Genomic DNA, 21,873 nt, shown 5'->3' on the forward strand with positions numbered 1-21,873 from the left:
GGTTGTCGCGAGCGCCCACCCCTCACCCCAACCCTCTCCCCGGAGGGGAGAGGGAGGAAGTGCGTGCTACAACTCCGGCAACGCCGGCTCCGTCCCCGGCGATGGCGGCCCTGGCAGTGGCGCCAACTCGTACAAGCGCCATGCGATCAACAACCCCGCCAACACCAGCGCGCCGACGAAGATAGCCACGCCGGTCCAGCCATGCGATGCATAGAACAGCCCGCCACCCGCGCCCGCGAGGCTGGAGCCCATGTAGTACGAGAACAGATACATCGATGACGCTTGTGCTTTGGCCGCGCCTGCGCGCCGGCCGACCCAGCTGCTGGCGATGGAGTGCCCGCCGAAGAAACCAAAAGTGATCGCCACAATGCCCAGCACGATGAGGATCAGCGGCTGCATCAGCGTCAGCAGCACGCCGCCCAGCATCAAGGCAAACGTCGTCCACAACACTTTGCGGCGCCCGAGCTTGCCGGCGAGGTGCCCCATCCACGCCGAGCTGAAGGTGCCAATCAGATACACGCTGAAGATCAGCCCGACCACCGCCTGGCTCAAGTGGTAGGGCGCCGCCAGCAGGCGATAGCCGATGTAGTTATAGACGGTGACGAAGGCACCGAGCAGCAGGAAGCCCTCGGCGAACAGCCACGGCAAGCCTGCGTCGCGGAACGCTCCGGCGAAACGCGCATGCAAGCTGCGCAGATTGAGCGGGTGGACGGTGAAATGCCTGGATGGCGGCAAGCTACGCCAGAACACCCATCCTGAAACCAAACCGATCACACCCACCGTCGCCACGCCAGCGCGCCAGCCCACGAAATCCGCCAGTACGCCAGCCACCAGGCGCCCACCCATGCCGCCCAGGGCATTGCCGCTGATGTACAAACCCATGCCCAGGCCGATCGAATCGGGATGCATCTCTTCGCTGAGGTAGGTCATCGCCACCGCGGGCAGGCCGCTCAGAGTCAGGCCCAGCAGTGCGCGCAGGATCAGCAGCAGGTGCCAGTCCGGCACCATCGCTGTCGCCAACACCAGTACCGACGAAGAGAGCAACGACACGGTCATTACCGACTTGCGCCCCCACGCGTCCGAAGCCGCGCCCGCGAACAGCATGGCGAAGGCGAGTACGCCGGTGGTCAGTGACAGCGATAGCGCACTGGTTGCGGCGTTGACGTTGAAGTCCTTGCTGAACTCGGGCATCAGCGGCTGGACGCAATAGAGCAATCCAAACGTAGCGATACCGGCCGCGAAGAGCGCGAGATTGGTGCGACGGAAGATCGGCGTGCCGTGACGAATGAACTCATTCGCCTCCTGCCCGCCAGCCGCTACGTTGACCTGCATGTTGATCCTCGACGTCGCGCCGGATGGCCGGCGCACTCGTCAAGGATAAGGCCATCGCCCGGGACGTTCGACCCGGCCGTGCTTATTCCACGCGCAACAGCCAGCCCTTGCCCGGCTCGACCGGAATCGTATCGCCCGGCGTAAACGTCGCCGCCGGCTGGAAGCCCTGCACGGCCGGCGCCACCAGCTTCACCTTGTGCGGATCGAGACCGAGTGCTTTCCAATCGATGCTGAGCTTCGCATCCACCTTGACCGGTGCCCACGAGGCGATGGCAATCAATGTGCCCTGCCCCTTGCGTACATAGCTGGTGGCCAGCACATCATCGCGCCCGGTCTTGACCGGTGTGTCATGCACCCACCAACCGATCATGTCGGCCTTGGCGATGCCGAAATCGTCCCACAGCTTCCACAGCCCGCGCGGATCGCTGCCCGGCGACCAGCCAAGGCGATTGGTCATGCCGAACAACATGCCTCGCCACGGGTTGCCGTCGCGCTGCAACATCTCGCCCATCAGGCCATAGGGGATGCCGGAGATTTCGGTGAGCCAGTAATTGGGCGAGGTCTTCTCATAATCGAATTCCTCGCCGAACCACAGGCGATCGATGTACGGGAACAGCTCCATGTAGAGCAAGGCGCTGTTGATGTAACCGTCGCGCGGGTTGTACTGACTGGCCGAATGCAGATCGATCAACGGATTCGGGCGATGTGCCTGCAATACCTTGCGCACGCGCTTCATGGTGGTGCGGTCGTAGGCAACGTCATCCAGGTACAGGCCATCGATGCCCACGTTGCGCGCGAGCCAGTCCAGCCCCTCTATGTAATGGTTGTGCCAGCGGCTCTGGCCGGCATTGATCACCGCCGCGTCGCGGTTCTCCGGCACGTGCCAGGCAGCGATGTAGTCGCCATCCAGATGTTCCTGCAGCCAGGAGAAGCCGCCGCCTTTGCCGGCACTGATCACTTCGTGACCGAGCGATTCAAGCATCGGCAGCTCCGGTGCGCGATCGGTCACTTCGCGGATGGTGTCGTAGATCTTCACCTTCATGCCGCGCTGGTGCGCAGCGTCGATGTAGGCGCGCATGGCGTCCACTTCGAGGAAGGGGTAGTTGATCCATGGGTTGATCGGTGTGGCGTGGTGGATGTTGACCACATTCGCGCCGTCGACCTTGATCGCGTCGAGATCGCCGTACTTGTGGAAGAAGCGCTCGCTGAAGTGTTGCGCGGGCTGGATGGTTTTGAACGGAGTCACGCGCAAGACGAGGTCGTAGCGCAAGGTCTGTCCGGCCGCCATCGTGCGCGGCCCGCTGAACGCCTTGACCAGATAGCGCGTGTCGTCGCGATGCAGGGTGATACCGCCCTGCCCGCTGTTATCCCACGATACCGGCATGCGCAGCGGTTGCTGGTGGTAGAAGTTGGTGTTGAGCGGACGCAGGTAGTGTTCGTCGCGCAGGTGGAATTCCAGACCGGCATTCACCGCGCCGATCCAGGCACCGTCCTGGTTGTTCTGTACGTTCCACTTCCAGCTGAAATCGGCCGGCGCGGTGTCGCCCTGCCGGCCAAGACCCAGCTGGTAGCGCGCAGCGTCGTTGCGCAACGGCATCTCAAGGCGGATATCCGAAAGCGTGGTGGTCTTGTTGGCGGTCAAGGCGATCGCATAAACCAGCGTGCCATCGGCCTCCAGCGAGGCGCGCACGTCGCCCTTCAACGGACCTGCATCGGCGCTTACGGTCCAATGCACCTTGCCGGGCCCGTCCTTCTGCACCACCGGCGCAGCCTTGCCGGTCAGCACGTGGGTACCCGCGGCGTCCTGCACTACCAGCTGCATCGGCGCGGCCAGCAATGCACGTGGCTGCTTGGCGAAACCGGTCATGCGCTCATCGAAGCGGCTTTCGATTTGTGCGGGCAAACCGTTGCTGCCCAGTTTCACTTCGCGACCAAGCATGCCGAGCGTCGCACCGTTCACCGTGACGGCCGTGAACGGCTTCACCAACGCATCGTCCTGCGCCATCGTCGAATTCAACCAACGCAGGCGCGTCAGTTTGAACGGATCGTTGTCGCCGTGCGCCGCGGCTTGGCCTTCACCGATGGTGATGGCCAGCGGCACTTTCTGCGGCGGCACGCCGTCGGCGCTGATAGTGACTTCGCCGCGATACACACCAGGCTTGGCATCGACCGGCACGTCCAACCCCATCCAAAGCGGCTGCACGCGCCCCTTCGCCACGTCCACCTGCGCGGTGAACGGCTTGCCGGTGTAGTCGATGCCGCCGAGATTGAAACAGGTCAGGGCCTTGGCCGAAATCGATGCGCCATCTGCGCCATGCAGATCGGTGAAGCTCGCTTGGACGTGACTGACTGCCTCATGCGGCGCCCACAGCCCTACCTGAAAGCTGAGATATTCACCGCGCTGTGCGCTGTCGCTCAGCTCGCCACCGGCGCCACGCTGCGCCCAGCGTTCCGGCAGCGTGTCGAACATACGTACGGGGTTAGCACGCGTCTCGGGGAACAGCAGCAGCTTGGCATCCGCATGTGCGGCCAGCAGCGATTGCAGCTCGGCCGGTGTCGCGCTGCGCTCCATCTCGGTGTAGGCATCGAAATCGTCGACGGCCTCATAGCGCAGCACGTTTGCCTGCGGGAGTTTTGACCAGGCTGCGGTGTCCTTGTCCAGCTTGCGTGCCCAGGTGGCATCCGCACTGTCCTTCGGCGTCGCATACGTCACCGTGGGGTAGTTGCTGCGACCGTTACTGAGGTAAGGCTGGTAGTAGACCGCGTAGGTGCCGGCCTTGGCCGCCTGGAACACCAGCTCGCCGCTAGCCTGATCGATGCTGCCGCGCAACACATTGGCCACCACGTCGCCATCCGGGCCGGTGACGATCACCGCCACTTGTTCCGGATGCGCATCTCGGCGGCGCCACGGAATGCTCGCGTGCACGGCATTCGCCGGCGCATCCACTTGCAGGAGATAGCGGTGATTACCGAACTTCGATGCATCCCAGCGCAGCACTGGCGCCACTGCCGTTGGTGTCGCCATCACGGCGGGAGCGGATCCCAGCAACGCACCCACTACGATCCACGCACAGCGCCGACGGTTCATGGCTACCTCTTCCCTTCATGATGCAAAGTCTGAGGTGTTTAACCCGAGTCGATACCGCAGGGCAAGTTCCAGACGTCTAAATCAGGCCCCGCGATCGGTGCGAAGTGTGCGCACATCCTCGTCATGGCCTGCGGCAGAGCGCCCGCTGATCCAACCAAACAGGGCAATACCGATGACGATCAGCAAAGCACCGGCGGCAGAAAAACCGTGCGGCCAAGCTTCGCTGAGAAACGCCGCGCCCAGCACCGTCGCAAACAACAACTCGGCGGCCTGCATCGACTCCACCGCGGCTAGCGCGGTGGGCTCGCTGCGCACCATGTCGGTGGCGCGAAAGAACAGCACGGTGGCAATCACGCCGGAAGACAGCGCCACCCCGCCCGCGAGCAGCACTTCGCGCCAACCCGGCGGCCCCACCGTGAACCACGCGATCACCGCGAACAACAACCATAACGGCCAGCTGCACAAGGTCATGCCAAACACGCGCTGCACGGCGTTCAATCGCGTTTGGCTGTACTCCAGATGCAGTAACAGCATGCGATTGCCGAGTGGGTAAGCGAACGCCGACACCACCACCGCCGCGATCGCCAGCCAGTCGCCAGCGTGCATCTGGCCCTGCGCATGCCCCCACTGCAGCGCGAACACACCGGCCAGTATCAGCACGCCGATGGCCAGACTGCGCCAGGCCAGATGCCGGCGTGCGTCGCGGTAAATCAACGGCGCCATCAACGGCCCCGCCAGCACCGTGGTTTGGAAGCTGCCTGCGATCAACCACGATGGTCCGCTACTGGCGGCCCAGGTCAGCGGCACGCCTAACAGCACAAAGCCCACGCTGCTCCACAGCAGCCAGGTTCGTGGGTGGCGGCGCAGTTCCTGCGGCAACGGCCCAAGCCCACCTTGCCAGGGAAGTACCAGGGCGAGCAGCGGCAAGGTGATCAGGTAGCGCAGGATGCCCGCCCACGCCCAATGCCCACCACCCGCCACCAGGCTGCGGTTGAGCACGTAGGTCAAGGTGAAGAACAAGGCCGAGCACAAAGCCAGCCCTACGGCGGCGAGAGCGTTGGAGCGCATCGAGATCCCGCGAATAAAGAGCGCTAGTGTGGCAGCGGTATTCCCGCTGCGCTACGCCAGCAACGGCAGACTCAGTCGCACTTCCAGCCCGCCACCCTCTGCGTTGCGCGCGCGAACATCGCCGCCATGCACCTGCGCCACGCGCTGCACGATGGCCAGGCCGAGACCATGTCCTTCCACCTGTGCTGCGTTACTGCCGCGAAAGAACGGGCGGAACAATTGCACCAGCTCCTGCTCTGGCACGCCTGGACCGTGATCGCGAACGGTCATTTCAGCCATGCCCTGCGTCGCACGCAAATCAAGCTCTACGCTGCCGCCTTCGGGGCTGAATTTGATCGCGTTCGCCACCAGGTTGCCCAGCGCGCGCTCCAGCAATTGCGCGTTGCCGAGCACGAACACGGAAGCATCGATCGTGGCTTGCCATCGAATACGGCGCGCGTCGGTTTCCAGTTCCGCCTGGGCAATGCAGTCACGCACGATCTCGCCCATGTCCACCTGCTCACGCTCCATGCCGGGAATACCGCCCTCCAGACGGGACAGCGCCAGCATTTCGCCGGTCATGCGGTCGAGCCGCCCAATCTCCTGCTCGGCCTGGCGGAAGTACGCCTCCGACTCCGTCGCGTTGCTGCGCTGTGCGAGGTCGAGAATCAGCTGCAAGCGTGCCAGCGGCGAACGCAATTCGTGCGAGAGATCCTGAAGCACGGCCCGGTCATGCGATACCAATGCCTCGATGCGCCCGGCCATGGCATCGAAATCCTCAGCGAGTTGCGCGAGTTCACCTGGAGCCCGATGCCCCTGTGGCCCAGCCCGCGCTGACAGTTCACCGGCGGCCATGCGCCGAGCGGCCTGCTGCAGCGCCTCCACCGGCTTGGCCACGCTGCGCGCCACCCACCAGCCCACCAGCCCGATGCACAACAGCGACAGACCGAACTGGACGATCAGGAAGATCTGTTGTCGTGTCCGCGGCGCCATGCGCACGTGAGTGCGACTCAAGGCCACCAGTTGACGGGTATGCCCGTCGCTTCCGGTGACCTGTTGCACGGCCAGATAGAGCCTTGGGTAGGGCTGCATCACCACATCGCGATGCGCATCAAGCCATGCCGGCAGCGACTGCTGCACCGATGGAGGTAAACGAACGGGCGACAGCGCCTGCCCGTTTTCATACAGAGTAGCCTCGATGTCGCCTTCCCGCCGCTGCTGCACGGCCCATTCGCGCAATGCGGGCGCGCCGCCGTTGTCATAGACCTGACTCGCGCTTTGCGCCAGCGCAGCCCAGTTGATTTCAACCTCGGTCGTGTATTCGATGAAACGCCGAGTCAGAAATCCGCCGAGGAACAGCACGACCAAGCTGGCCAAAAAGAACCAGATGAGCAGCCGCCAATAGAGCGAGGTCTTGAACGGATTCATGCAGCTCCCGCGATCAACACATAGCCCGCACCACGCACCGAGTCGATGCGGGGCGACTGCTCCGAAGCCTCCGCGAGTTTGTGCCGCAGGCGACTGATATGCACGTCGATACTGCGATCGAAACGTTCCAACTCGCGTCCCAACGCCATGCGCGTCAGCGAGGCCTTGTCCACCAGTTCACCCGCACGCTGCGCCAAAGTCAGCAGCAGCATGAATTCGGCACCGGTCAGCGATAGCTCCTTGTCCGCGGCAAAGGCACGGCGCTCGCCTGGATGAAGACACAGCACGCCCACTTCAACCGTGCCGGTGGTGGCTGGCGTACTCCGACGCAGCTGCGCACGCACACGCGCCAGCAATTCGCGTGGCAGGCAGGGCTTGGACAAATAATCGTCCGCGCCAAGCTCCAATCCGATCACCCGGTCCACCGGCTCGCCGCGCGCGGAAAGCATGATGACGGGAAGCCGGTGTTGAAGACGCACAGCGCGCAAGGTTTCCAGGCCATCGCGGCCCGGCATCATCACGTCGAGGATCAACAAGTCAGGACGTTGCGAGGGATTGCGCAGCTGGGCCAGCGCGGCGTCGCCGTCATGGGCGACATCCACGACAAAACCTTCTCGCTGGAGGTACTCGGCCAACAGAGCGGTCAGGGCGCGGTCGTCATCGACAAGCAGAATTCTGGGCATGGGCCTATTAGAGCCTGTCAGACCGCGTAGTGGGACCAGCGCCACGACCTTTACGCATCTTTACCTTCCCGCAAAGAACATACACGCCGGGTCGTCGTCAAATAGTTCGCAAGTCCCCCAACCACGAAAGGCACGACCCATGCGCAAGAATTTCCTCCTCGGCCTGGCCCTGGCCTCGGCCATGACCCTCACCACCGTCGCCATCGCTGCCGGCCAGGATGGCGGCTTCCGTGGCGAGCACGCTCATCACGGTCACGGCATGATGATGGGTCTTAACAAACTCAACCTCACTGACGCCCAGCGCGCCAGCATCAAGCAGCTGATGAAGAACAGCTTCGAGCAGAACAAGTCGCAGCGACAGAACCTGCGCCAGCAGCGCGCCGCGTTCGAAGCGATGACGCCGGACCAGGCCGGCTACCAGTCTGCCGCCGCCAGCCTCGCCCAAGCCGAAGCCGCCGCCACCCAGACCCGCGTCCAGCAACACGCCGCCCTCCGCGCCCAGATCTATGCCCTACTGACCCCAGCGCAGAAAGCTCAAGTCGCCGCGATGAAGGCAGAGCGCCAGGCGCGCAAGCAACAGTGGGAACAGTTCAAGGCACAGCATCCGGTGTCGTCGGCTAGCACGAGTTCCGGCCAGTAAACCTTCACTCCGATAGCTTCACCCGAAAGAAGACAGCGCCCGCGGGAACGCGGGCGCTGTCTTTTGTGCGGGCAAAGCCCGCTGCTCTTGATGCTGCTCTTCAGGGGCCCCTGTGCAGCGGTGAGGGCTGGACGATAAGGCCCGCAGGGGCATGGGCACGGATGCCCCTGTCCCATCCGCTTCTCCGCTCTAGTGATGCACTTGAGTTTAGAAACCGCCGTTACTTTTCTCTGGCCAAACAAAGAGAAGTGACCCGGCCTCCGGCAGGAGGACGGAAGCCCGCCGCAGGCGAGCCGGGTCGCGACTACGCGAACATCGGAGCGGCAACGCCACTGGATTCCGGCCTACGCCGGCACGCGGGGAGAGCACATGGCGGTGCTCGGCTTTGAGGAGCGAGGAATGACGAATTAGAAGCGGTATCGCGAGCACCCGACCCTCACCTCAATCCTCTCCCCGAAGGGGAGAGGAGGCGAAGGCAAAGAGCCACGCTCATGCATCATTGACCACGGATGCACCGGCAGCAGCCACCTGCGCATCCTGCGTCGATTGCATCCCCGACACACCAATCGCACCAATCACCTGACCGTCGTGGTACAGCGGCAAACCGCCATCAAGCGGCAGCAGATTGGACATGCCCAACAAACGCAGCCCAAGGCCACCCTCCCTCACCGCATCTTCGAACACCTTCGAAGGCCGACGGAAATTCACCGCAGTCTCCGCCTTGCCCTGCGCCACGGCGACACTGCCATGCTGGGTGTCGTCCAGGACATGCAGCATCACCAGATGACCACTGCTACTGACAATGGCGATCGCCATCGGCCAGTCATGGCGCCGGGCTTCCGCCTCCGCAGCCATCATTACGCGGGAAGCTTCGGCCAAGGTGATGGGCGGGCCGTATTTGAAGGGTGCGTTCATGCTGCCTCACTCACGCGACTATCCATGCCCGATGGAGCGGCGGTGTATTTCCGGATATCCATGTCCTGCGCCAGCAAGCTGTCCTTGATGGCGAAAAACTCGACCAGATACGGCATCTGGAAATGCGCGTCCAGATCAGCCTGGGAACGCCAGCTTTCGTGCAACATCCACACGGCAGGCTGGTCGATGGAGCGATGCAGCGCGTAGGTGATGCAACCTGCTTCGCGGCGTGTAGGCGCCACCAGCGCCGACAATCGACGCCCCAGTTCCTCTTCGCATCCTTCCTTGGCGGTCGCCAATACGATCATGTTGAAGGGTTCGGACATGTTCAAATCTCCTCTGCTCAATCGAGTGATGCGTTGTTGTTGAATGCAGCCGGCGGCGCGAAAGCCTCGCGCAGCAACGCCATCACCACCGATGGCGCCTCGATGTTGGTGTGATGGCCCGCATCGGGAACATGGACCAGGTGCGCATTGGGCATGCCATCCGCCAGTCCCAGTGAAAGCTCGATCACCTCGGGCTGATCCTCCTCACCGACGATGACCAGCGCGGGCATGCGCAATTCGCTCAAGCGATCCAGCGATGAGGGCTCCGGCGTGCGCTGCCAGTGCGCATGGCGCCAATAGCCATCTTCGCGACCAAAATTCCATGCACTCATCGCCTGGATGCGCGCTCGTGCCTCGGGGTTGCTTTGGACGGACAGACGACGGGGACCGTCCACGAACGCCCGCAGTGAACTCTCCAACATCGCCTCGCCATCGTTCCGCTGCAACGCCGCCAAGAAGTCCTTCGCCTCCGGCGTACTGTTCGCATAGCGACCCCAGTAGCCAGGCCCGATCAGCACCAGTGAGCTGACCCGATCCGGATGCTCCAGTGCGAAATCGATCGCCGTGGCCGCACCGCCCGAACAGGTCAGCAACGCGGTGCGTTGGATACCGCTGGCATCGAGCACGGCGGCGAGATCCTGGTGATGCGAGAACGGCTGTTCCGGCATGGAGGAGCGACCGAAACCACGCAAGTCGTAACGCAGTACCCGGTGCGTATCCGCGAAAGCCGCGAATTCGCCGTCCCACTGCCCGCTATCGACCAGGAAACCGTGCAGCATGGTGATGGCGTCACCCTGCCCGGCCAGTTCGGTGTGCAAGTGCGCGCCATTCGCTTCGACCCAGCGCGCATGTGGCACGGTGGGTTCTTTGCGACGTGTTTGTGTGCGTGACATGAGTATTGACTCCCTTATTCAACGGCTGGCGCGCACGTCGCGCGCTTCGACGGCGTTCACGAACACCGGCGGGGCATAGCCCACTGGCTTGTCGCCTACCGCAACGCCACCGTGAATGCGCGTCTGCTGACGATCGACGAACATGTAGTACGGGAATGGCGCGTACGGTGCGCTGGCCCGGTCCAGCCGCGCGCGCTGTTCCTCCGGCAAGGTGAAGTCGAGCGCGGAGAGGTTGTCGTCGAGTTGGGACAACTTGGTGGCGCCGACGATCAGCGAGGCGATGCCTGGCTGGTTAGCGGCCCAGTTCAGCGCGACCTGCGCCATGCTGCGGCCGGTTTCGCGAGCGACCTGCTCCACCGCCGAAACGATCTGCCAGTTGCGCTCGGTGAACCGCTCGAAACCGGGTGCCGCGGTGACCTTGGCCAGGCGACCCTCGCCTTCACCACCACCTTCGCTCGGGCGATATTTGCCGGAGAGCAGACCCATGCCTAACGGGCTCCATGCAGTGATGCCCATACCGAGTTGAGTCGCCAGCGGTACGAATTCGTGCTCGATGTGGCGCTCGACCAGCGAGTATTCGAGCTGCAAGTTCACCAGCGGCGTCAGCGCATGTGCTTCGGCAAAGGTCTGCGCACGGGCGGCGTACCACGCTGGCACATCAGACAAGCCGGCGTAGCGGATCTTGCCGGCGCGCACCAAGTCGTCGAGCGTACGCACCACTTCCTCGGCCGGGGTCAGGCGATCCCAGGTGTGCAGCAGGTACAGGTCGATGTAGTCGGTGCGCAGGCGCCGCAGCGAGCCTTCCACCGCACGCATGATGTTCTTGCGCCCGTTGCCGCCGGCATTGGGATTGCCGGACTGCGCGTTGTAGCTGAACTTGGTGGAGATCACCACGTTGTCGCGCACGCCAGCCTGTTCGACAAACTTGCCCAGCATCGTTTCGCTGGTGCCTTCGGTGTACATGTCCGCGGTGTCGATGAAGTTGCCGCCAGCGGCGAGGTAGCGGTCGAACATGGCGCGGGCGGTGTCTTCCGCCGCACCCCAGCCCCAATCGTCACCGAAGGTCATGGTGCCGAGAGCCAGGCGGCTGACGCGCAGGCCGGAACGGCCGAGGGTGTAGTACTGGTCGAGCGACATGGCGGTGTCCTTCGGTTGGGATGGGGCGCAGTTTGTCGCTTGCCATTGCGTAGAAAAATACCGATCCTGTTGATGCACTCTTAAGTAACCCTAATCAATGAGAGACGACCACACCCCTGCCCTGCGTGCCTTTCATCTGATCGCCCGGCACGGCAGCTTCACCCGCGCCGCGGCCGAGCTGGAGGTGACCGCGTCCGCGCTCAGCCAGACCATGCGGCAGCTGGAGCAGCGGCTGGGCGTGCGCCTGCTGCAGCGGACCACCCGCCAAGTCGGGCTGACCGAGGCGGGACGGCTGTTCCTCGATCGCATCACCCCGGCTTTGGCAGTTATCGACGATGCGCTGGACGAACTGCGCCAGCACGGCGATCGGCCGGCCGGCACGCTACGCATCACCGTGCCGCAGATCGTGCTGGACTGGCTGATCGCCCCCATGCAGGCCGATTTCCTGCGCACGTGGCCGGAGCTGAAGCTGGATGTCGACGTGAATGGCGGGCTGGTCGATCTGGTGGCCGGCGGCTACGATGCGGGCATCCGGCTCGGCGAGCGGCTGGCACGCGACATGGTCGCCGTGCCAGTAGGTGGCCCCGTGCGCTCGGTGGTGGTCGGCTCGCCCGCTTATTTCGCACGGCACAGCCGTCCGCAACATCCGCGCGAGTTGCAGACGCACGCCTGTGTACGCAATCGCTACATCAGCAGCGGCGCCATCTACCGCTGGGAATTTGCGCAACGCAACCGCTGGTTCGAGATCGACGTGGACGGACCGTTGATCGTCAACGATCCCTCCCTCGCCATCCGCGCCGCACTGGACGGACTCGCGCTCACCCATACGCTGGAGCCGGCCGTGCGCGAGCATCTCGCCAACGGCCGGCTCGAAACCGTATTGGATACCTGGCTGCCACCCTACGATGGCTTCTACCTCTACTACCCGAGCCGTTTCCAGGTGCCGCCGAAATTGCGCGCCCTCATCGATTTTCTGCGCGAACGGCTGGCGCATGCAGCCGGGACCGCATGACCGCGGGGCTCATCGGGCGAGGGCCGTGCAAAGACCTTGAACAGACCCTCGCTACGGCATAATGCGCGGATGGCCAAGAAGACCAACGAGCACGCCCCCAAGCTGCTGGTGCGCCAGGCGACACCTGCCGATGTGCCAGCCCTGGTCGACCTCACCGGTAGCGTTTACACGCCCGAATGGGGGCATTCGGCGGAGATGCTGAGCTCCCAGCAGACGCACTTCCCTGAAGGCCAATTCGTGGTCGAGTACGAGAACCGGATCGTGGGCTACTGCGCCACCTTCCGCATCGATGAAGCCACCGCGCTGGCGCCGCATACCTGGATGCAGATCACCGGCGGCGGTATGGCCTCGCGCCACAAGCCAGACGGCAATTGGCTGTACGGCATGGAAGTGGTGGTACACCCGGACTACCGCGGCATGCGCATCGGCCAACGGCTGTATCACGCCCGCAAACGCCTGTGCACCGACCTGAAGCTGCGCGGCATTGTGTTCGGCGGCCGTATCCCGGGCCTGGCGAAAAACATTCATCGCTACGGTAGCGCCGAGGCTTATGTGCAGGCCGTGGTGGCAGGCAAGCGCCGCGATCTGACCTTGAGTTTTCAGCTGAGCAACGATTTCGAACTGATCGGGGTCATCCGTGGCTATGTGCCGTCGGACTACGATTCGCTCGGCTACGCCGCGCATTTGGTATGGCGCAATCCGCGCCTGTTGAATCAGCCGGACATTCCGTCGATCCCAACGCCGCAGCGCCTGCCTGATTCGGTGCGCGTGGCCTCGGTGCAGTACCAGCAGCGCCGCATCAAGTCGTTTGAAGAGTTCGCTACGCAGGTGGAGTACTTCACCGATATTGCCGCGGATTACAGCGCCGACTTCGTGACCTTTCCCGAGCTGATCACGCTACAGCTGCTGTCGATCGAGAACGAAGAGCTGTCGCCGGTCGAAGCCATCCGCAAGCTCAGCCAGTACACGCCGCAGGTGAAGGAACTCTTCAGCCGGCTGGCGGTGCACTACAACATCAACATCATCGCGGGCTCGCACCCCACCGAGCAGGCCAACGGCGACATTCACAACGTTTGCTACGTGTGCCTGCGCGACGGCTCGATCCACGAGCGCGAAAAGATCCATCCGACACCAAGCGAGCGCACGGTGTGGAACATCGTCGGCGGCAACAGCGCGGCGACGGTCCAGACGGACTGTGGCCCGATCGGCGTGATGATCTGCTACGACTCGGAGTTTCCCGAAGTCGCACGCCATCTCACCGACCAGGGCGCACTGATCCTGTTCGTGCCGTTCTGCACGGATGTGCGCGAAGGTTATCTGCGCGTGCGCTACTGCTCGCAGGCGCGTGCTATCGAAAATCAATGCTACGTGGTGCTGTCTGGCAACGTTGGCAATCTGCCGGGCGTGAACAACTTCGACATCCAGTACGGCCAGAGCTGCATCCTCACGCCTAGCGATTTTCCGTTCGCGCGTGACGGCATCGCGGCCGATTCGCAGCCAAACATCGAAACGGTGCTGTTCGCCGAACTGCGCCTGGAGAGCCTGGCACGCGCACGCAATGCCGGCGCCGTGCAGAATCTGAAAGACCGCCGTTTCGACCTGTATGAAACCCGTTGGATGACCAAGCGCGATAGCAAACCATGAGTGATCAGGCCACCACCCGAACAACGCCCTCCGACATGAGCACGTCACCCTGGGATCACCTGCTGCTTGAAGCCACTCTGGCGACGTTTGTCGGCGATGAACCTTATGGCCTGATCGCGGATGGCGCTATCGCTCTCTCTAACGGACATATCGCCTGGGTCGGCCACCGGAGCGAACTCCCGCCTGACGCCGTTGATCGTGCCGCCAAGGTCGAGCGCCTCGGCGGTGCGCTGGTTACGCCTGGCCTGATCGATTGCCACACTCATCTGGTCTTCGGCGGCCACCGCGCGCACGAGTTCGACCTGCGACTCAACGGCGCCAGCTATGAAGCAATTGCCCACGCCGGCGGCGGCATCGTCTCCACCGTCAAGGCCACGCGCGCGGCCAGTGAGGACGAACTGCTTGCCCAATCGCTGCCTCGCGCTCGCGCCCTGCTCGCCGATGGCGTGACCACGCTTGAAATCAAATCCGGCTACGGGCTGGAGTTAGAGAGCGAGCGTCGCATGCTGCGGGTGGCGCGACGCATCGGCGAAACGCTGGGCATCACCGTGCGCACGACGTTTCTTGGCCTGCATGCGCTACCACCCGAGTACAAAGAGCGGCGCGACGCATACGTAGCGCTAGTGTGCGAACAGATGCTGCCTGCACTCGCTGCAGAGGGCCTGGTCGACGCCGTCGACGCTTTCTGTGAAAACATCGGCTTCACCCACGAGGAAACCCGGCGCGTGTTCGACTGCGCCAAGGCGCTTGGCCTGCCGGTGAAGCTGCATGCGGAGCAGCTGTCCGACCTCGACGGTTCGGCGCTGGTAGCCGAGTACGACGGCCTGTCGGCCGATCATCTGGAATACCTCAGCGATACCGGCATCCGCGCGATGGCCGCCAAGGGCACGGTGGCCGTGCTGTTGCCGGGCGCGTTCTATGCGCTGCGAGAAACCAAGCTTCCGCCCATCGCCGGTCTGCGCGAACACGGCACGGCCATGGCCATTGCAACGGACTGCAATCCGGGCACCTCGCCTTTGCTGTCGCTGCGCATGGCCGCCGGCATGGCCTGCACCTTGTTCCGACTCACCCCGGAGGAAGCGCTGCGCGGCATCACCGTCAACGCCGCGCGTGCACTGGGCATGCACGACCGCGGCACGCTGGCGATCGGCCAGCATGCGGATCTGGTGGTGTGGCGTGTCGGCACGCCCGCCGAACTTTGCTACTGGATCGGCGGCGAGCTGGTTCGCGCGGTATATCGTGCGGGCCGGCCCGTCAGCATCGACTGATGCGACCACTGAGCCGCTATCGCAGGCGACCGTTCTAATCCCTGTCCTATGTCGTGTGCACTAGCCCTATGCCACGCTCAGTCGCCTGTTTGACAGGGTCATTTCGAGCCATTCCTGGCAGAGAGACGAACACCATGCTTCCGCTGGGTTCGCTTCGCTGAAGTATCGCGCACGCCCCTAGAAGCAACGCGCGCCCGCAAGGCGTACACAGAGGGGCGACCTCGATACCGGAATGGCATCGATACGGCGAAACGTCATGCCGCCTGCACAAACGCCCATTCGAATCACCACTCCACCTCGGGGTGGCGTGTCCCTGAGGAGCGATAGTGAGGCTTCTGAATTTCCTGGACAGGCAAAGCTCGCCATCGCAGCTGGCAGGGCAGAAAACCAGGGCTTACCGCTCCGCCTTCCGTATTGTGATGGGCCGCGCATGGGTTGGCGCTGCCTGCCGCTCAATCGGTTTCGCCATTCTCGTCGGCCCGCTGCTCGCTACATGTGCGTACCTACCCGACGACGCTAGCCGGGCTCATCTGACCACCAAAGGGAATCCGCAGCCGTCTCCAACCAATTCGGCGACGTCTTTCGCATCGTCGAGAAGCGACAGGGACCTCGTCGTCACGACTGACCATGCGACGCGTGCGGAGGCAACCACCGCTGGCGTCAGCCATTCATCACGCAAGGCAGCGGCGACCACACCCGACGGGCATGTCATCGGGAATAGCCTTCCTTCTGCATCATCACCGGATGGCGTCACGGCATCCACAGACGATGACGCTATCGAAGCCTTATCCGCATCCCCTGAAGGCTCTGCGCCCGAAGATCATGCCCTTAGCAAGGCCCCCACGACTGCGCCGGCACCTGTCGAGCCTGTCCCTCAGGGCCCCGAAACCAGGAATGGCGTTGTCGCGCCATTCGTCCGATACGGCGTGTGGAGCCTGCCACTACTCTTGGCCATCTTCGTGCTGATTCGCATGATGAAACGCCGGTCGCCTCGTCGGCATGACCTGAGTCGAAGCCAGCCGAGCTTCGACGACATCCCGGCGGCAAAAATGCACGAGGACTTGCCGAAGCAGGTTTTCGATGCCTTGCCTGTCGAGCCCTCCGAGCCGCCCCCGCCTGAGCCCTCCACTCGGCTGACTTGGTCGAATGAGCAACCCAGCTTCAGTCAGTGGGAAGGTTGGTACTTCAACATCCCCGTCGATGTCTCATCGCGGCAGATTCCCTTTCAGCTGCAGCAGGATCGGGCGAAAGAATGCGCCCCCCGGTGGATTGCACCGGCCGTTTTCGAACCGCAGATCACGGTCACCGAATACTCGGCGGATAGCGAGGCGACGCCCGAACCTGCTTTGCCGGAAACACTCGTCGACCTATCGCCAGCGGCTATCACTAAGGCCGAAAGTGCAACGCCAACCACCCTGCTTGATCGGCTCGAACAGATAGCGATATCAACGGGCGACTCATTGCCCTTCTTCTTCATCGAATTGAACGGGCCGCTGCCCACGATCGCATGCACAGCCCATCTCCCGAGCACCATGCTTGATGCGCTGGAGACCGTGCTTCTCGAAGCAGTGCAGCAGTGCGAGTCATCCGCTACGTGGCTGCTCGTGCAACTTCTGATGATGCGCATGGCGCATGCGGGCAAAGCCGACATCGATTCGCTGTACACGCAAGCTTTCGCACTTGCACAAAGCGCTATGGCAAGCGCCGATCATGACCAGCGGATTCATTGGCAGGCGCGGCTGATCGGCATCGACCTTGCCAGCGTCACCCGCCAGAAAGGCGCTGCCCGCCTCCTGAGCCTGCGAACCCTGCAGGCACGTTATGCCTCCGACATTCAGCTCGGCGAAGGCCCGGTGCTTCAAGCTTGGATCGATGTGCTTTTGTACTGGGCACACGGTCAGCTCGGCGACAGCGCCTTGGGCAAATACGCCGAGGCCGAGGCTGTCTGCCAACGCCTGCAGCCCCTCCCCGGCTACGCGGACGATGCGCAACGCCTGTATGTCAAGGTTCTGGTCCATCGTGCCGCGGTCGAGCAAGGCGGTATCCGCGCCAAAAGTCTCGACACGGCCCAAACCCTCATCGACGCACTGTTCGCACGCCTGCCCACGGCGGAGATTGCCCTAGCCGTGGCGACCACTTCGCTGGCCAGAGGTCAGGCGCTATCGGCCGAGCAGGCCAAGGAGGCGTATTCGCACGCGCTCATGCATGCATTCATCGCCGAGAGCGATCCACGCTGGCGCGCGGACGGCCTGCAATGCAGGCTCGCTATCCAGCTCGCCTACGAGGCACTCCCGAACACACCCATTCAAGGCCAGGTCGCGCTCGACCTCTCCCACCGACTTGAAGCCCTGTCGGTGGCTCGACCGGAAACCTTGCAATGCATGGCGCAGGTGTATCTGCGTCACGCCGATTTCGCACGCGCCTGCCAGCTTTGCGAAGAAGCATGGCGTAGCGGCACCACACCTGCGGCTGCGCTGATGGCGACCTGGCAGGAAGCAAGCAAGCGATGGGCTGACAGCCTGTCATCACCCAGTTACCGCGCCGCCTGGGAGCAAAGCGAACGACAACGGCGCATCGCCTCTCTCAGGCACTGAGGCCCCCTCCCACTACTTCTGACTTACGAGACATCTGCATGAACAACAAGACGATTTCTACGGAACAAACGTCGCGACTCTGGAATACCCGTTACGGTCTGACCACCGTCGTTCCTCTGGATTGCCCGGCCGCACGCTCGCTGCAGCTATACGGCGAATGGGCCGAGCAGGAGATCGACCTACTGAGCGGCTCGGTCGAGGATGGCCACACCGTCCTCGAATTCGGCGGCGACTACGGCGCGCATGCACTGTGGCTGGCACAGGCAGTAGGCACACGCGGTCAGGTGCATGTCGCCGAACCGCGACGCCTGGCGTTCCAGCAGATGTGCGCGAACGTCGCGATCAACGGACTGACGAATGTCTACACGCATGCGCGCTGGCTCGGTCGCTGCCGCGATCAGGCCCCGCTTTCCTCGCTACCGGGCAAAGTTGCACAGCGCAACGGCGACGATGAGACCGTCAGCGTCATTACCGTCGACGAGCTTGAGCTCGATGCATTGCATCTGATCAAGATCAACGTGCCGGGCGCGCTGATCGATCTGCTGGCCGGTGCGGCGGAAACCATCCGCAAACATCGCCCGATGCTTTACATCCGGCTGGCTGGCATCCAGCAAGCCGAAACCGAGGTGCAGGCGATCAAGGATCTGGGCTACCGTTGCTGGTCGCATGTCCCCTATCTCTACAACACAGACAACTATGCCGAGCAGGCCAGCAACATCTTCCCCGGCTGCGTCTCACAGAACGTGATTGCCTCGCCCGTCGAGAGCCGCTTCGAACTCGAAACCCAGCACGAGCTGTAATTACCCTCGCGCACGCCACACCCAAACGAAAAAGCCCCCGCTAGGCGGGGGCTTGGGATGAAGCAGGAACGCTGGATCAGGCCGACTTTTTCTTCGGCGCGGCCTTCTTGGCGGCGGCCGGCTTGGTCACGGTTTCCTTGGCGCCGACCACGGCCGGCTGCGCACCGTGCGCGCGGGTGTTGCCGTAGCTGCCGCGATAGGTCTTGCCACGACGGGTCTTGCGATCGCCCTTGCCCATGGGGAACTCCTTGATTCGACGTAAGTTGGACGGTCGAACATCGTAGCAGTGGTGGCTCAAAGCGCAATAGGCGCTGGAGCTGGGGACCCTACGGCCGTTTTGCACCACCGGCGCAACCATGCGCCGGATCGGGGCAGTGACCGGGGTCGATCTGCACGGTGACATGGCGAATACCAAAGCGTTCTTCGAGCACGCGGTTGATCGCGCCGATGGCGGTGGCGCTATCACCGTCGTCGTGCAATTCGGCATGCACGGTGGCCATGCGCGAGCCCGACGCCAGCTGCCAGACATGGAGATGGTGCACATCGCTGATCGATGCGTCCGCCGTGCGCAGGGCCGACTCGACCTCCGCGGTGTCCAGCCCTTCGGGGACGCCTTCCAGCAAAATATGCGCGGAACGTCGCAGCAACCGCCATGCGCTGTTGAGGATCAACAAGGAGACCAGCAGCGACAGCAAGGGGTCGGCCCACAGCCAGCCCATCCAACGCACCGCGAGCGCCGCGAGTATCGCCCCCACGGAACCGAGCAGATCGCCGAGCACGTGCAGTGCGGCACCCGCCACATTGACGTCGTCATGATCGTGGCCATGCAGCGTGCGCAGCACTACCAGGTTCACCACCATCCCCACCGACGCCACGATCAACATGACGCCGGACAGAATGGGATTCGGCTTGAACAAGCGGTCGATCGCTTCGTAGGCAATAAAGCCCACCAGCGCGAACTGGGTCAGCGCATTGAGAAAACCAGCCAGCACCTCGACACGCCCATAACCGTAGCTGCGACGCTCATCCGCCGGGCGTCGAGCCATCCAGGCACCGATCACAGCCAACAGCAAGGCGAGCGAATCGACCATCATGTGACCGGCATCGGCAAGCAGCGCGAGCGAGCCCGACCAAAAGCCGCCGACCACTTCGGCCACCATCATCACCGTGGTCAGCGCGAAGGCGAACGCGAGCTTGCGTTCGCGACCGGTCATGCCGGTGCCGCGCTCATGCGCGTGACCATGGCCATGCGCGTGGTCGTGATGATCGTGTGAGTGGGAGTGCGCGGAATTCATGCGTGAATGCTAGAAAGCGCACACGCCGTTACACAATCACGATGCTGGGCTATCGCGAGCATCAATGCGCGCAATCGGCGCTGTGCACGTGCCCTTGCTGACGATCCGCACGCAAATTGATGAAGTGCGCCGATGCCAGCAGCAGACCGCCGCACGTCACCAACGCGCTATGCAAGCCGATCGAATAGCGTTCCGCGAAGGTGACGCCGATCAACAGAAGCGCGAGGCCAGGCATCGCCAGTCGCAGAGGAAGCATGCGACGGTGCCGGCGATACCCATTGAGCAGGCTGATCAGTGCCAGCGCGCAGGCAAAGATCACAAAGCCGCGTTCGAAACGATGGTCGGCAAGAAACTCCAGCCCGATCAGCGGCAGCAATGCGAGCACGAACGGCAGCGCCGCGCAGTGGACCGCACACAGGAAGGAAGCCGTGGCGCCGACGCGGTCGGCAACCTGCCACCAACGGGATTTGCTCACTTGCTCTGAATCCATCGATCTGTCCGGAACGCGAAGCGTGACGCCTGACCCTCGCACTGGCAAGAGATGTTACATTATAACGTAGCAAGAATCTACCGAGCCGCCAGCCCATGGCCGCCGCGCTATCGCCCCCCTCTACAAACCAGAGTCGAAACAAACGGGGCGCGATGTACACCATCGCGCCCCGCATATGTTGACATCAGTAGGAGCGCACCCCGTGCACGACAAACCGGCAGGAAAGCCGGTTTGCACAGCGCAAGCCGCCCGCAGGGCGAGAGCCATGGATGACCCGAAGACTGATCGGGTAGTGAGCTTCCTTCGGTAGGGTCGCCCACAGGGTGGGCTCCTACAGTGGAGGGTCAGCCCTTGCGGCAGTTCTTGCAGATGCCGTGCACTTCCAGCGTCTGCGCCTGCGGGCGGAAGCCAAAAGCCTTGGCCTGCGCTTCGATCAGCTCAGCCACGCGCTCGTCGCACACTTCCTGCGCGCTGGAGCAGACATCGCAGATCAAAAACGGCACTTGGTGCGCCTCGGCCGGGTGATGGCAGGACACAAAGGCGTTGATCGATTCCAGCTTGTGGATGAAGCCGTGTTCCAGCAGGAAATCCAGCGCGCGATACACCGTGGGCGGCGCCGCGTTACCGTGCCGTTCGCGCAGGTGATCGAGCAAGTCGTAAGCCTTCACCGGCTTGCCGGCGGCGGCCACCAGCTCCAACACTTCCTTGCGCAGCGGCGTCAGGCGCAGACCGCGCTCCTCGCTGGCATGTTCCACCGCACGCACGAAGCCCTTGGCGTCGTCGTGATGGTGATGCGTATGCGTCTTGTCGGGAGCGGTCTGGCTCAATGGGATCACCTCAGCGCGAATGATACACCCCGCCCTCTCTCGCCTGAGTGCCTGTTTGAGGGCATGTTTGAATGCATGTTCAACGCGGCAGCGGTGGCGGCTCCGGCCTTGGCTTGGGTCGCGGGCGAAGCAGGATCACCACCCAACCGATCGGCCCCAGCACGGCCGCCCACACCAGGCCTTCCCACACACGCCCGCGCCACCAGCCCAGCAGGGCGCCAACCGCCAGAAACACCACGCTCCACCAGAACAGCGCGGCCCACGGCACCATCGCCATCAGATTCCCAAAGATGTGCCAGAACGCATCTGGCGCGTCCAGATCGACACCTTGGGTCGCCTTGCTCAACCACTCGTCCAAGCGGGCCTCGCCCATTCAGTAGGAAACGTCGACTACGATACAGCCCATGATGTATGCCACGGTCCTGCATGGCGCAAGCCCACAGGCCATGGCCCG

At 63.4% G+C, this 21,873-nt stretch carries 20 protein-coding genes; 6 read left to right on the forward strand and 14 right to left on the reverse strand.

Annotation, left to right across the window (positions count from 1 at the left end):
* Positions 1–66: 66 nt before the first annotated feature.
* The 5 genes from OUZ45_RS05500 to OUZ45_RS05520 form a co-directional block, all read right to left on the reverse strand.
* Positions 67–1,332, reverse strand: a complete 1,266-nt coding sequence (locus OUZ45_RS05500; RefSeq protein ID WP_266168933.1) for an MFS transporter — start codon at positions 1,330–1,332, stop codon at positions 67–69.
* An 82-nt stretch (positions 1,333–1,414) separates the two neighbouring features.
* Positions 1,415–4,420 (reverse strand): glycoside hydrolase domain-containing protein, encoded by a 3,006-nt coding sequence (locus tag OUZ45_RS05505; RefSeq protein ID WP_266168934.1) that lies wholly within the window; start codon positions 4,418–4,420, stop codon positions 1,415–1,417.
* Positions 4,421–4,501: 81 nt separating this feature from the next.
* Positions 4,502–5,488, reverse strand: a complete 987-nt coding sequence (locus tag OUZ45_RS05510; RefSeq protein ID WP_266168935.1) for a DMT family transporter — start codon at positions 5,486–5,488, stop codon at positions 4,502–4,504.
* Positions 5,489–5,539: 51 nt separating this feature from the next.
* Positions 5,540–6,895, reverse strand: coding sequence for a sensor histidine kinase (locus OUZ45_RS05515; protein ID WP_266168936.1), 1,356 nt, complete (start codon positions 6,893–6,895; stop codon positions 5,540–5,542).
* The gene (locus OUZ45_RS05520; RefSeq protein WP_266168937.1) at positions 6,892–7,578 is read right to left on the reverse strand and encodes a response regulator; all 687 of its coding nucleotides are present in this window, start codon (positions 7,576–7,578) and stop codon (positions 6,892–6,894) included. Before OUZ45_RS05520 ends, OUZ45_RS05515 begins: the two co-directional genes overlap by 4 nt.
* Before the next feature lie 139 nt (positions 7,579–7,717).
* On the opposite strand from OUZ45_RS05520, the gene OUZ45_RS05525 reads away from it, so the two are divergent.
* Positions 7,718–8,218 carry a Spy/CpxP family protein refolding chaperone gene (locus tag OUZ45_RS05525; protein ID WP_266168938.1) on the forward strand — a complete coding sequence of 167 codons (501 nt, stop codon included), beginning with the start codon at positions 7,718–7,720 and terminating at the stop codon, positions 8,216–8,218.
* 489 nt (positions 8,219–8,707) lie between these two features.
* Here the strand turns inward: OUZ45_RS05525 and OUZ45_RS05530 are convergent, their stop codons facing one another.
* From OUZ45_RS05530 to OUZ45_RS05545, 4 genes are read right to left on the reverse strand one after another with little or no spacing between them, the layout of a single operon-like run.
* Positions 8,708–9,133 (reverse strand): GlcG/HbpS family heme-binding protein, encoded by a 426-nt coding sequence (locus OUZ45_RS05530; protein WP_266168939.1) that lies wholly within the window; start codon positions 9,131–9,133, stop codon positions 8,708–8,710.
* Positions 9,130–9,459: a putative quinol monooxygenase gene (locus OUZ45_RS05535; protein ID WP_266168940.1), complete on the reverse strand. Its 330-nt coding sequence runs from the start codon at positions 9,457–9,459 to the stop codon at positions 9,130–9,132. Before OUZ45_RS05535 ends, OUZ45_RS05530 begins: the two co-directional genes overlap by 4 nt.
* Before the next feature lie 17 nt (positions 9,460–9,476).
* Positions 9,477–10,352, reverse strand: coding sequence for an alpha/beta fold hydrolase (locus OUZ45_RS05540; protein ID WP_266168941.1), 876 nt, complete (start codon positions 10,350–10,352; stop codon positions 9,477–9,479).
* An 18-nt stretch (positions 10,353–10,370) separates the two neighbouring features.
* Entirely contained in the window at positions 10,371–11,489 is a 1,119-nt protein-coding gene (locus OUZ45_RS05545; protein WP_266168942.1) for an aldo/keto reductase, read from the reverse strand.
* Between the two features lie 97 nt (positions 11,490–11,586).
* Between OUZ45_RS05545 and OUZ45_RS05550 the strand changes: the two genes are divergently transcribed.
* The 5 genes from OUZ45_RS05550 (at position 11,587) to OUZ45_RS05570 (ending at position 18,807) form a co-directional block, all read left to right on the forward strand.
* Positions 11,587–12,501 (forward strand): LysR substrate-binding domain-containing protein, encoded by a 915-nt coding sequence (locus OUZ45_RS05550; RefSeq protein WP_266168943.1) that lies wholly within the window; start codon positions 11,587–11,589, stop codon positions 12,499–12,501.
* Between the two features lie 69 nt (positions 12,502–12,570).
* Positions 12,571–14,145 (forward strand): bifunctional GNAT family N-acetyltransferase/carbon-nitrogen hydrolase family protein, encoded by a 1,575-nt coding sequence (locus OUZ45_RS05555; protein ID WP_266168944.1) that lies wholly within the window; start codon positions 12,571–12,573, stop codon positions 14,143–14,145.
* Positions 14,146–14,180: 35 nt separating this feature from the next.
* Entirely contained in the window at positions 14,181–15,413 is a 1,233-nt protein-coding gene (gene hutI, locus OUZ45_RS05560) for an imidazolonepropionase (protein ID WP_266168945.1), read from the forward strand.
* Positions 15,414–15,832: 419 nt separating this feature from the next.
* Positions 15,833–18,007, forward strand: a complete 2,175-nt coding sequence (locus OUZ45_RS05565) for a hypothetical protein (protein WP_266168946.1) — start codon at positions 15,833–15,835, stop codon at positions 18,005–18,007.
* Positions 18,008–18,045: 38 nt separating this feature from the next.
* Positions 18,046–18,807, forward strand: coding sequence for an FkbM family methyltransferase (locus OUZ45_RS05570; RefSeq protein ID WP_266168947.1), 762 nt, complete (start codon positions 18,046–18,048; stop codon positions 18,805–18,807).
* A gap of 76 nt (positions 18,808–18,883) precedes the next feature.
* On the opposite strand, the gene OUZ45_RS05575 is transcribed toward OUZ45_RS05570, so the two are convergent.
* The 5 genes from OUZ45_RS05575 to OUZ45_RS05595 form a co-directional block, all read right to left on the reverse strand.
* Complete coding sequence (locus OUZ45_RS05575) at positions 18,884–19,045, reverse strand: 30S ribosomal protein THX (protein WP_266168948.1); 162 nt, start codon at positions 19,043–19,045, stop codon at positions 18,884–18,886.
* Between the two features lie 88 nt (positions 19,046–19,133).
* A complete protein-coding gene (locus OUZ45_RS05580) occupies positions 19,134–20,102 on the reverse strand; it encodes a cation diffusion facilitator family transporter (RefSeq protein ID WP_266168949.1) in 969 nt (322 codons plus the stop codon).
* A 61-nt stretch (positions 20,103–20,163) separates the two neighbouring features.
* The gene (locus OUZ45_RS05585; RefSeq protein ID WP_266168950.1) at positions 20,164–20,592 is read right to left on the reverse strand and encodes a MerC domain-containing protein; all 429 of its coding nucleotides are present in this window, start codon (positions 20,590–20,592) and stop codon (positions 20,164–20,166) included.
* 344 nt (positions 20,593–20,936) lie between these two features.
* Positions 20,937–21,443 (reverse strand): transcriptional repressor, encoded by a 507-nt coding sequence (locus OUZ45_RS05590; protein ID WP_266169092.1) that lies wholly within the window; start codon positions 21,441–21,443, stop codon positions 20,937–20,939.
* Between the two features lie 55 nt (positions 21,444–21,498).
* Complete coding sequence (locus OUZ45_RS05595) at positions 21,499–21,777, reverse strand: hypothetical protein (RefSeq protein ID WP_266168951.1); 279 nt, start codon at positions 21,775–21,777, stop codon at positions 21,499–21,501.
* Positions 21,778–21,873: the final 96 nt, after the last annotated feature.

It is taken from the genome of Dyella subtropica, assembly GCF_026283965.1.
Taxonomy (GTDB): Bacteria; Pseudomonadota; Gammaproteobacteria; order Xanthomonadales; family Rhodanobacteraceae; genus Dyella_D; species Dyella_D subtropica.

Excerpts from the sequence above, each read along its gene's own strand:
- OUZ45_RS05500 (WP_266168933.1), bottom strand. The coding sequence starts at position 1,332 with ATGCAGGTCAACGTAGCGGCTGGCGGGCAGGAGGCGAATGAGTTCATT.
- OUZ45_RS05505 (WP_266168934.1), bottom strand. The coding sequence starts at position 4,420 with ATGAACCGTCGGCGCTGTGCGTGGATCGTAGTGGGTGCGTTGCTGGGA.
- OUZ45_RS05510 (WP_266168935.1), bottom strand. The coding sequence starts at position 5,488 with ATGCGCTCCAACGCTCTCGCCGCCGTAGGGCTGGCTTTGTGCTCGGCC.
- OUZ45_RS05515 (WP_266168936.1), bottom strand. The coding sequence starts at position 6,895 with ATGAATCCGTTCAAGACCTCGCTCTATTGGCGGCTGCTCATCTGGTTC.
- OUZ45_RS05520 (WP_266168937.1), bottom strand. The coding sequence starts at position 7,578 with ATGCCCAGAATTCTGCTTGTCGATGACGACCGCGCCCTGACCGCTCTG.
- OUZ45_RS05525 (WP_266168938.1), top strand. The coding sequence starts at position 7,718 with ATGCGCAAGAATTTCCTCCTCGGCCTGGCCCTGGCCTCGGCCATGACC.
- OUZ45_RS05530 (WP_266168939.1), bottom strand. The coding sequence starts at position 9,133 with ATGAACGCACCCTTCAAATACGGCCCGCCCATCACCTTGGCCGAAGCT.
- OUZ45_RS05535 (WP_266168940.1), bottom strand. The coding sequence starts at position 9,459 with ATGTCCGAACCCTTCAACATGATCGTATTGGCGACCGCCAAGGAAGGA.
- OUZ45_RS05540 (WP_266168941.1), bottom strand. The coding sequence starts at position 10,352 with ATGTCACGCACACAAACACGTCGCAAAGAACCCACCGTGCCACATGCG.
- OUZ45_RS05545 (WP_266168942.1), bottom strand. The coding sequence starts at position 11,489 with ATGTCGCTCGACCAGTACTACACCCTCGGCCGTTCCGGCCTGCGCGTC.
- OUZ45_RS05550 (WP_266168943.1), top strand. The coding sequence starts at position 11,587 with ATGAGAGACGACCACACCCCTGCCCTGCGTGCCTTTCATCTGATCGCC.
- OUZ45_RS05555 (WP_266168944.1), top strand. The coding sequence starts at position 12,571 with ATGGCCAAGAAGACCAACGAGCACGCCCCCAAGCTGCTGGTGCGCCAG.
- hutI (WP_266168945.1), top strand. The coding sequence starts at position 14,181 with ATGAGCACGTCACCCTGGGATCACCTGCTGCTTGAAGCCACTCTGGCG.
- OUZ45_RS05565 (WP_266168946.1), top strand. The coding sequence starts at position 15,833 with ATGGGCCGCGCATGGGTTGGCGCTGCCTGCCGCTCAATCGGTTTCGCC.
- OUZ45_RS05570 (WP_266168947.1), top strand. The coding sequence starts at position 18,046 with ATGAACAACAAGACGATTTCTACGGAACAAACGTCGCGACTCTGGAAT.
- OUZ45_RS05575 (WP_266168948.1), bottom strand. The coding sequence starts at position 19,045 with ATGGGCAAGGGCGATCGCAAGACCCGTCGTGGCAAGACCTATCGCGGC.
- OUZ45_RS05580 (WP_266168949.1), bottom strand. The coding sequence starts at position 20,102 with ATGAATTCCGCGCACTCCCACTCACACGATCATCACGACCACGCGCAT.
- OUZ45_RS05585 (WP_266168950.1), bottom strand. The coding sequence starts at position 20,592 with ATGGATTCAGAGCAAGTGAGCAAATCCCGTTGGTGGCAGGTTGCCGAC.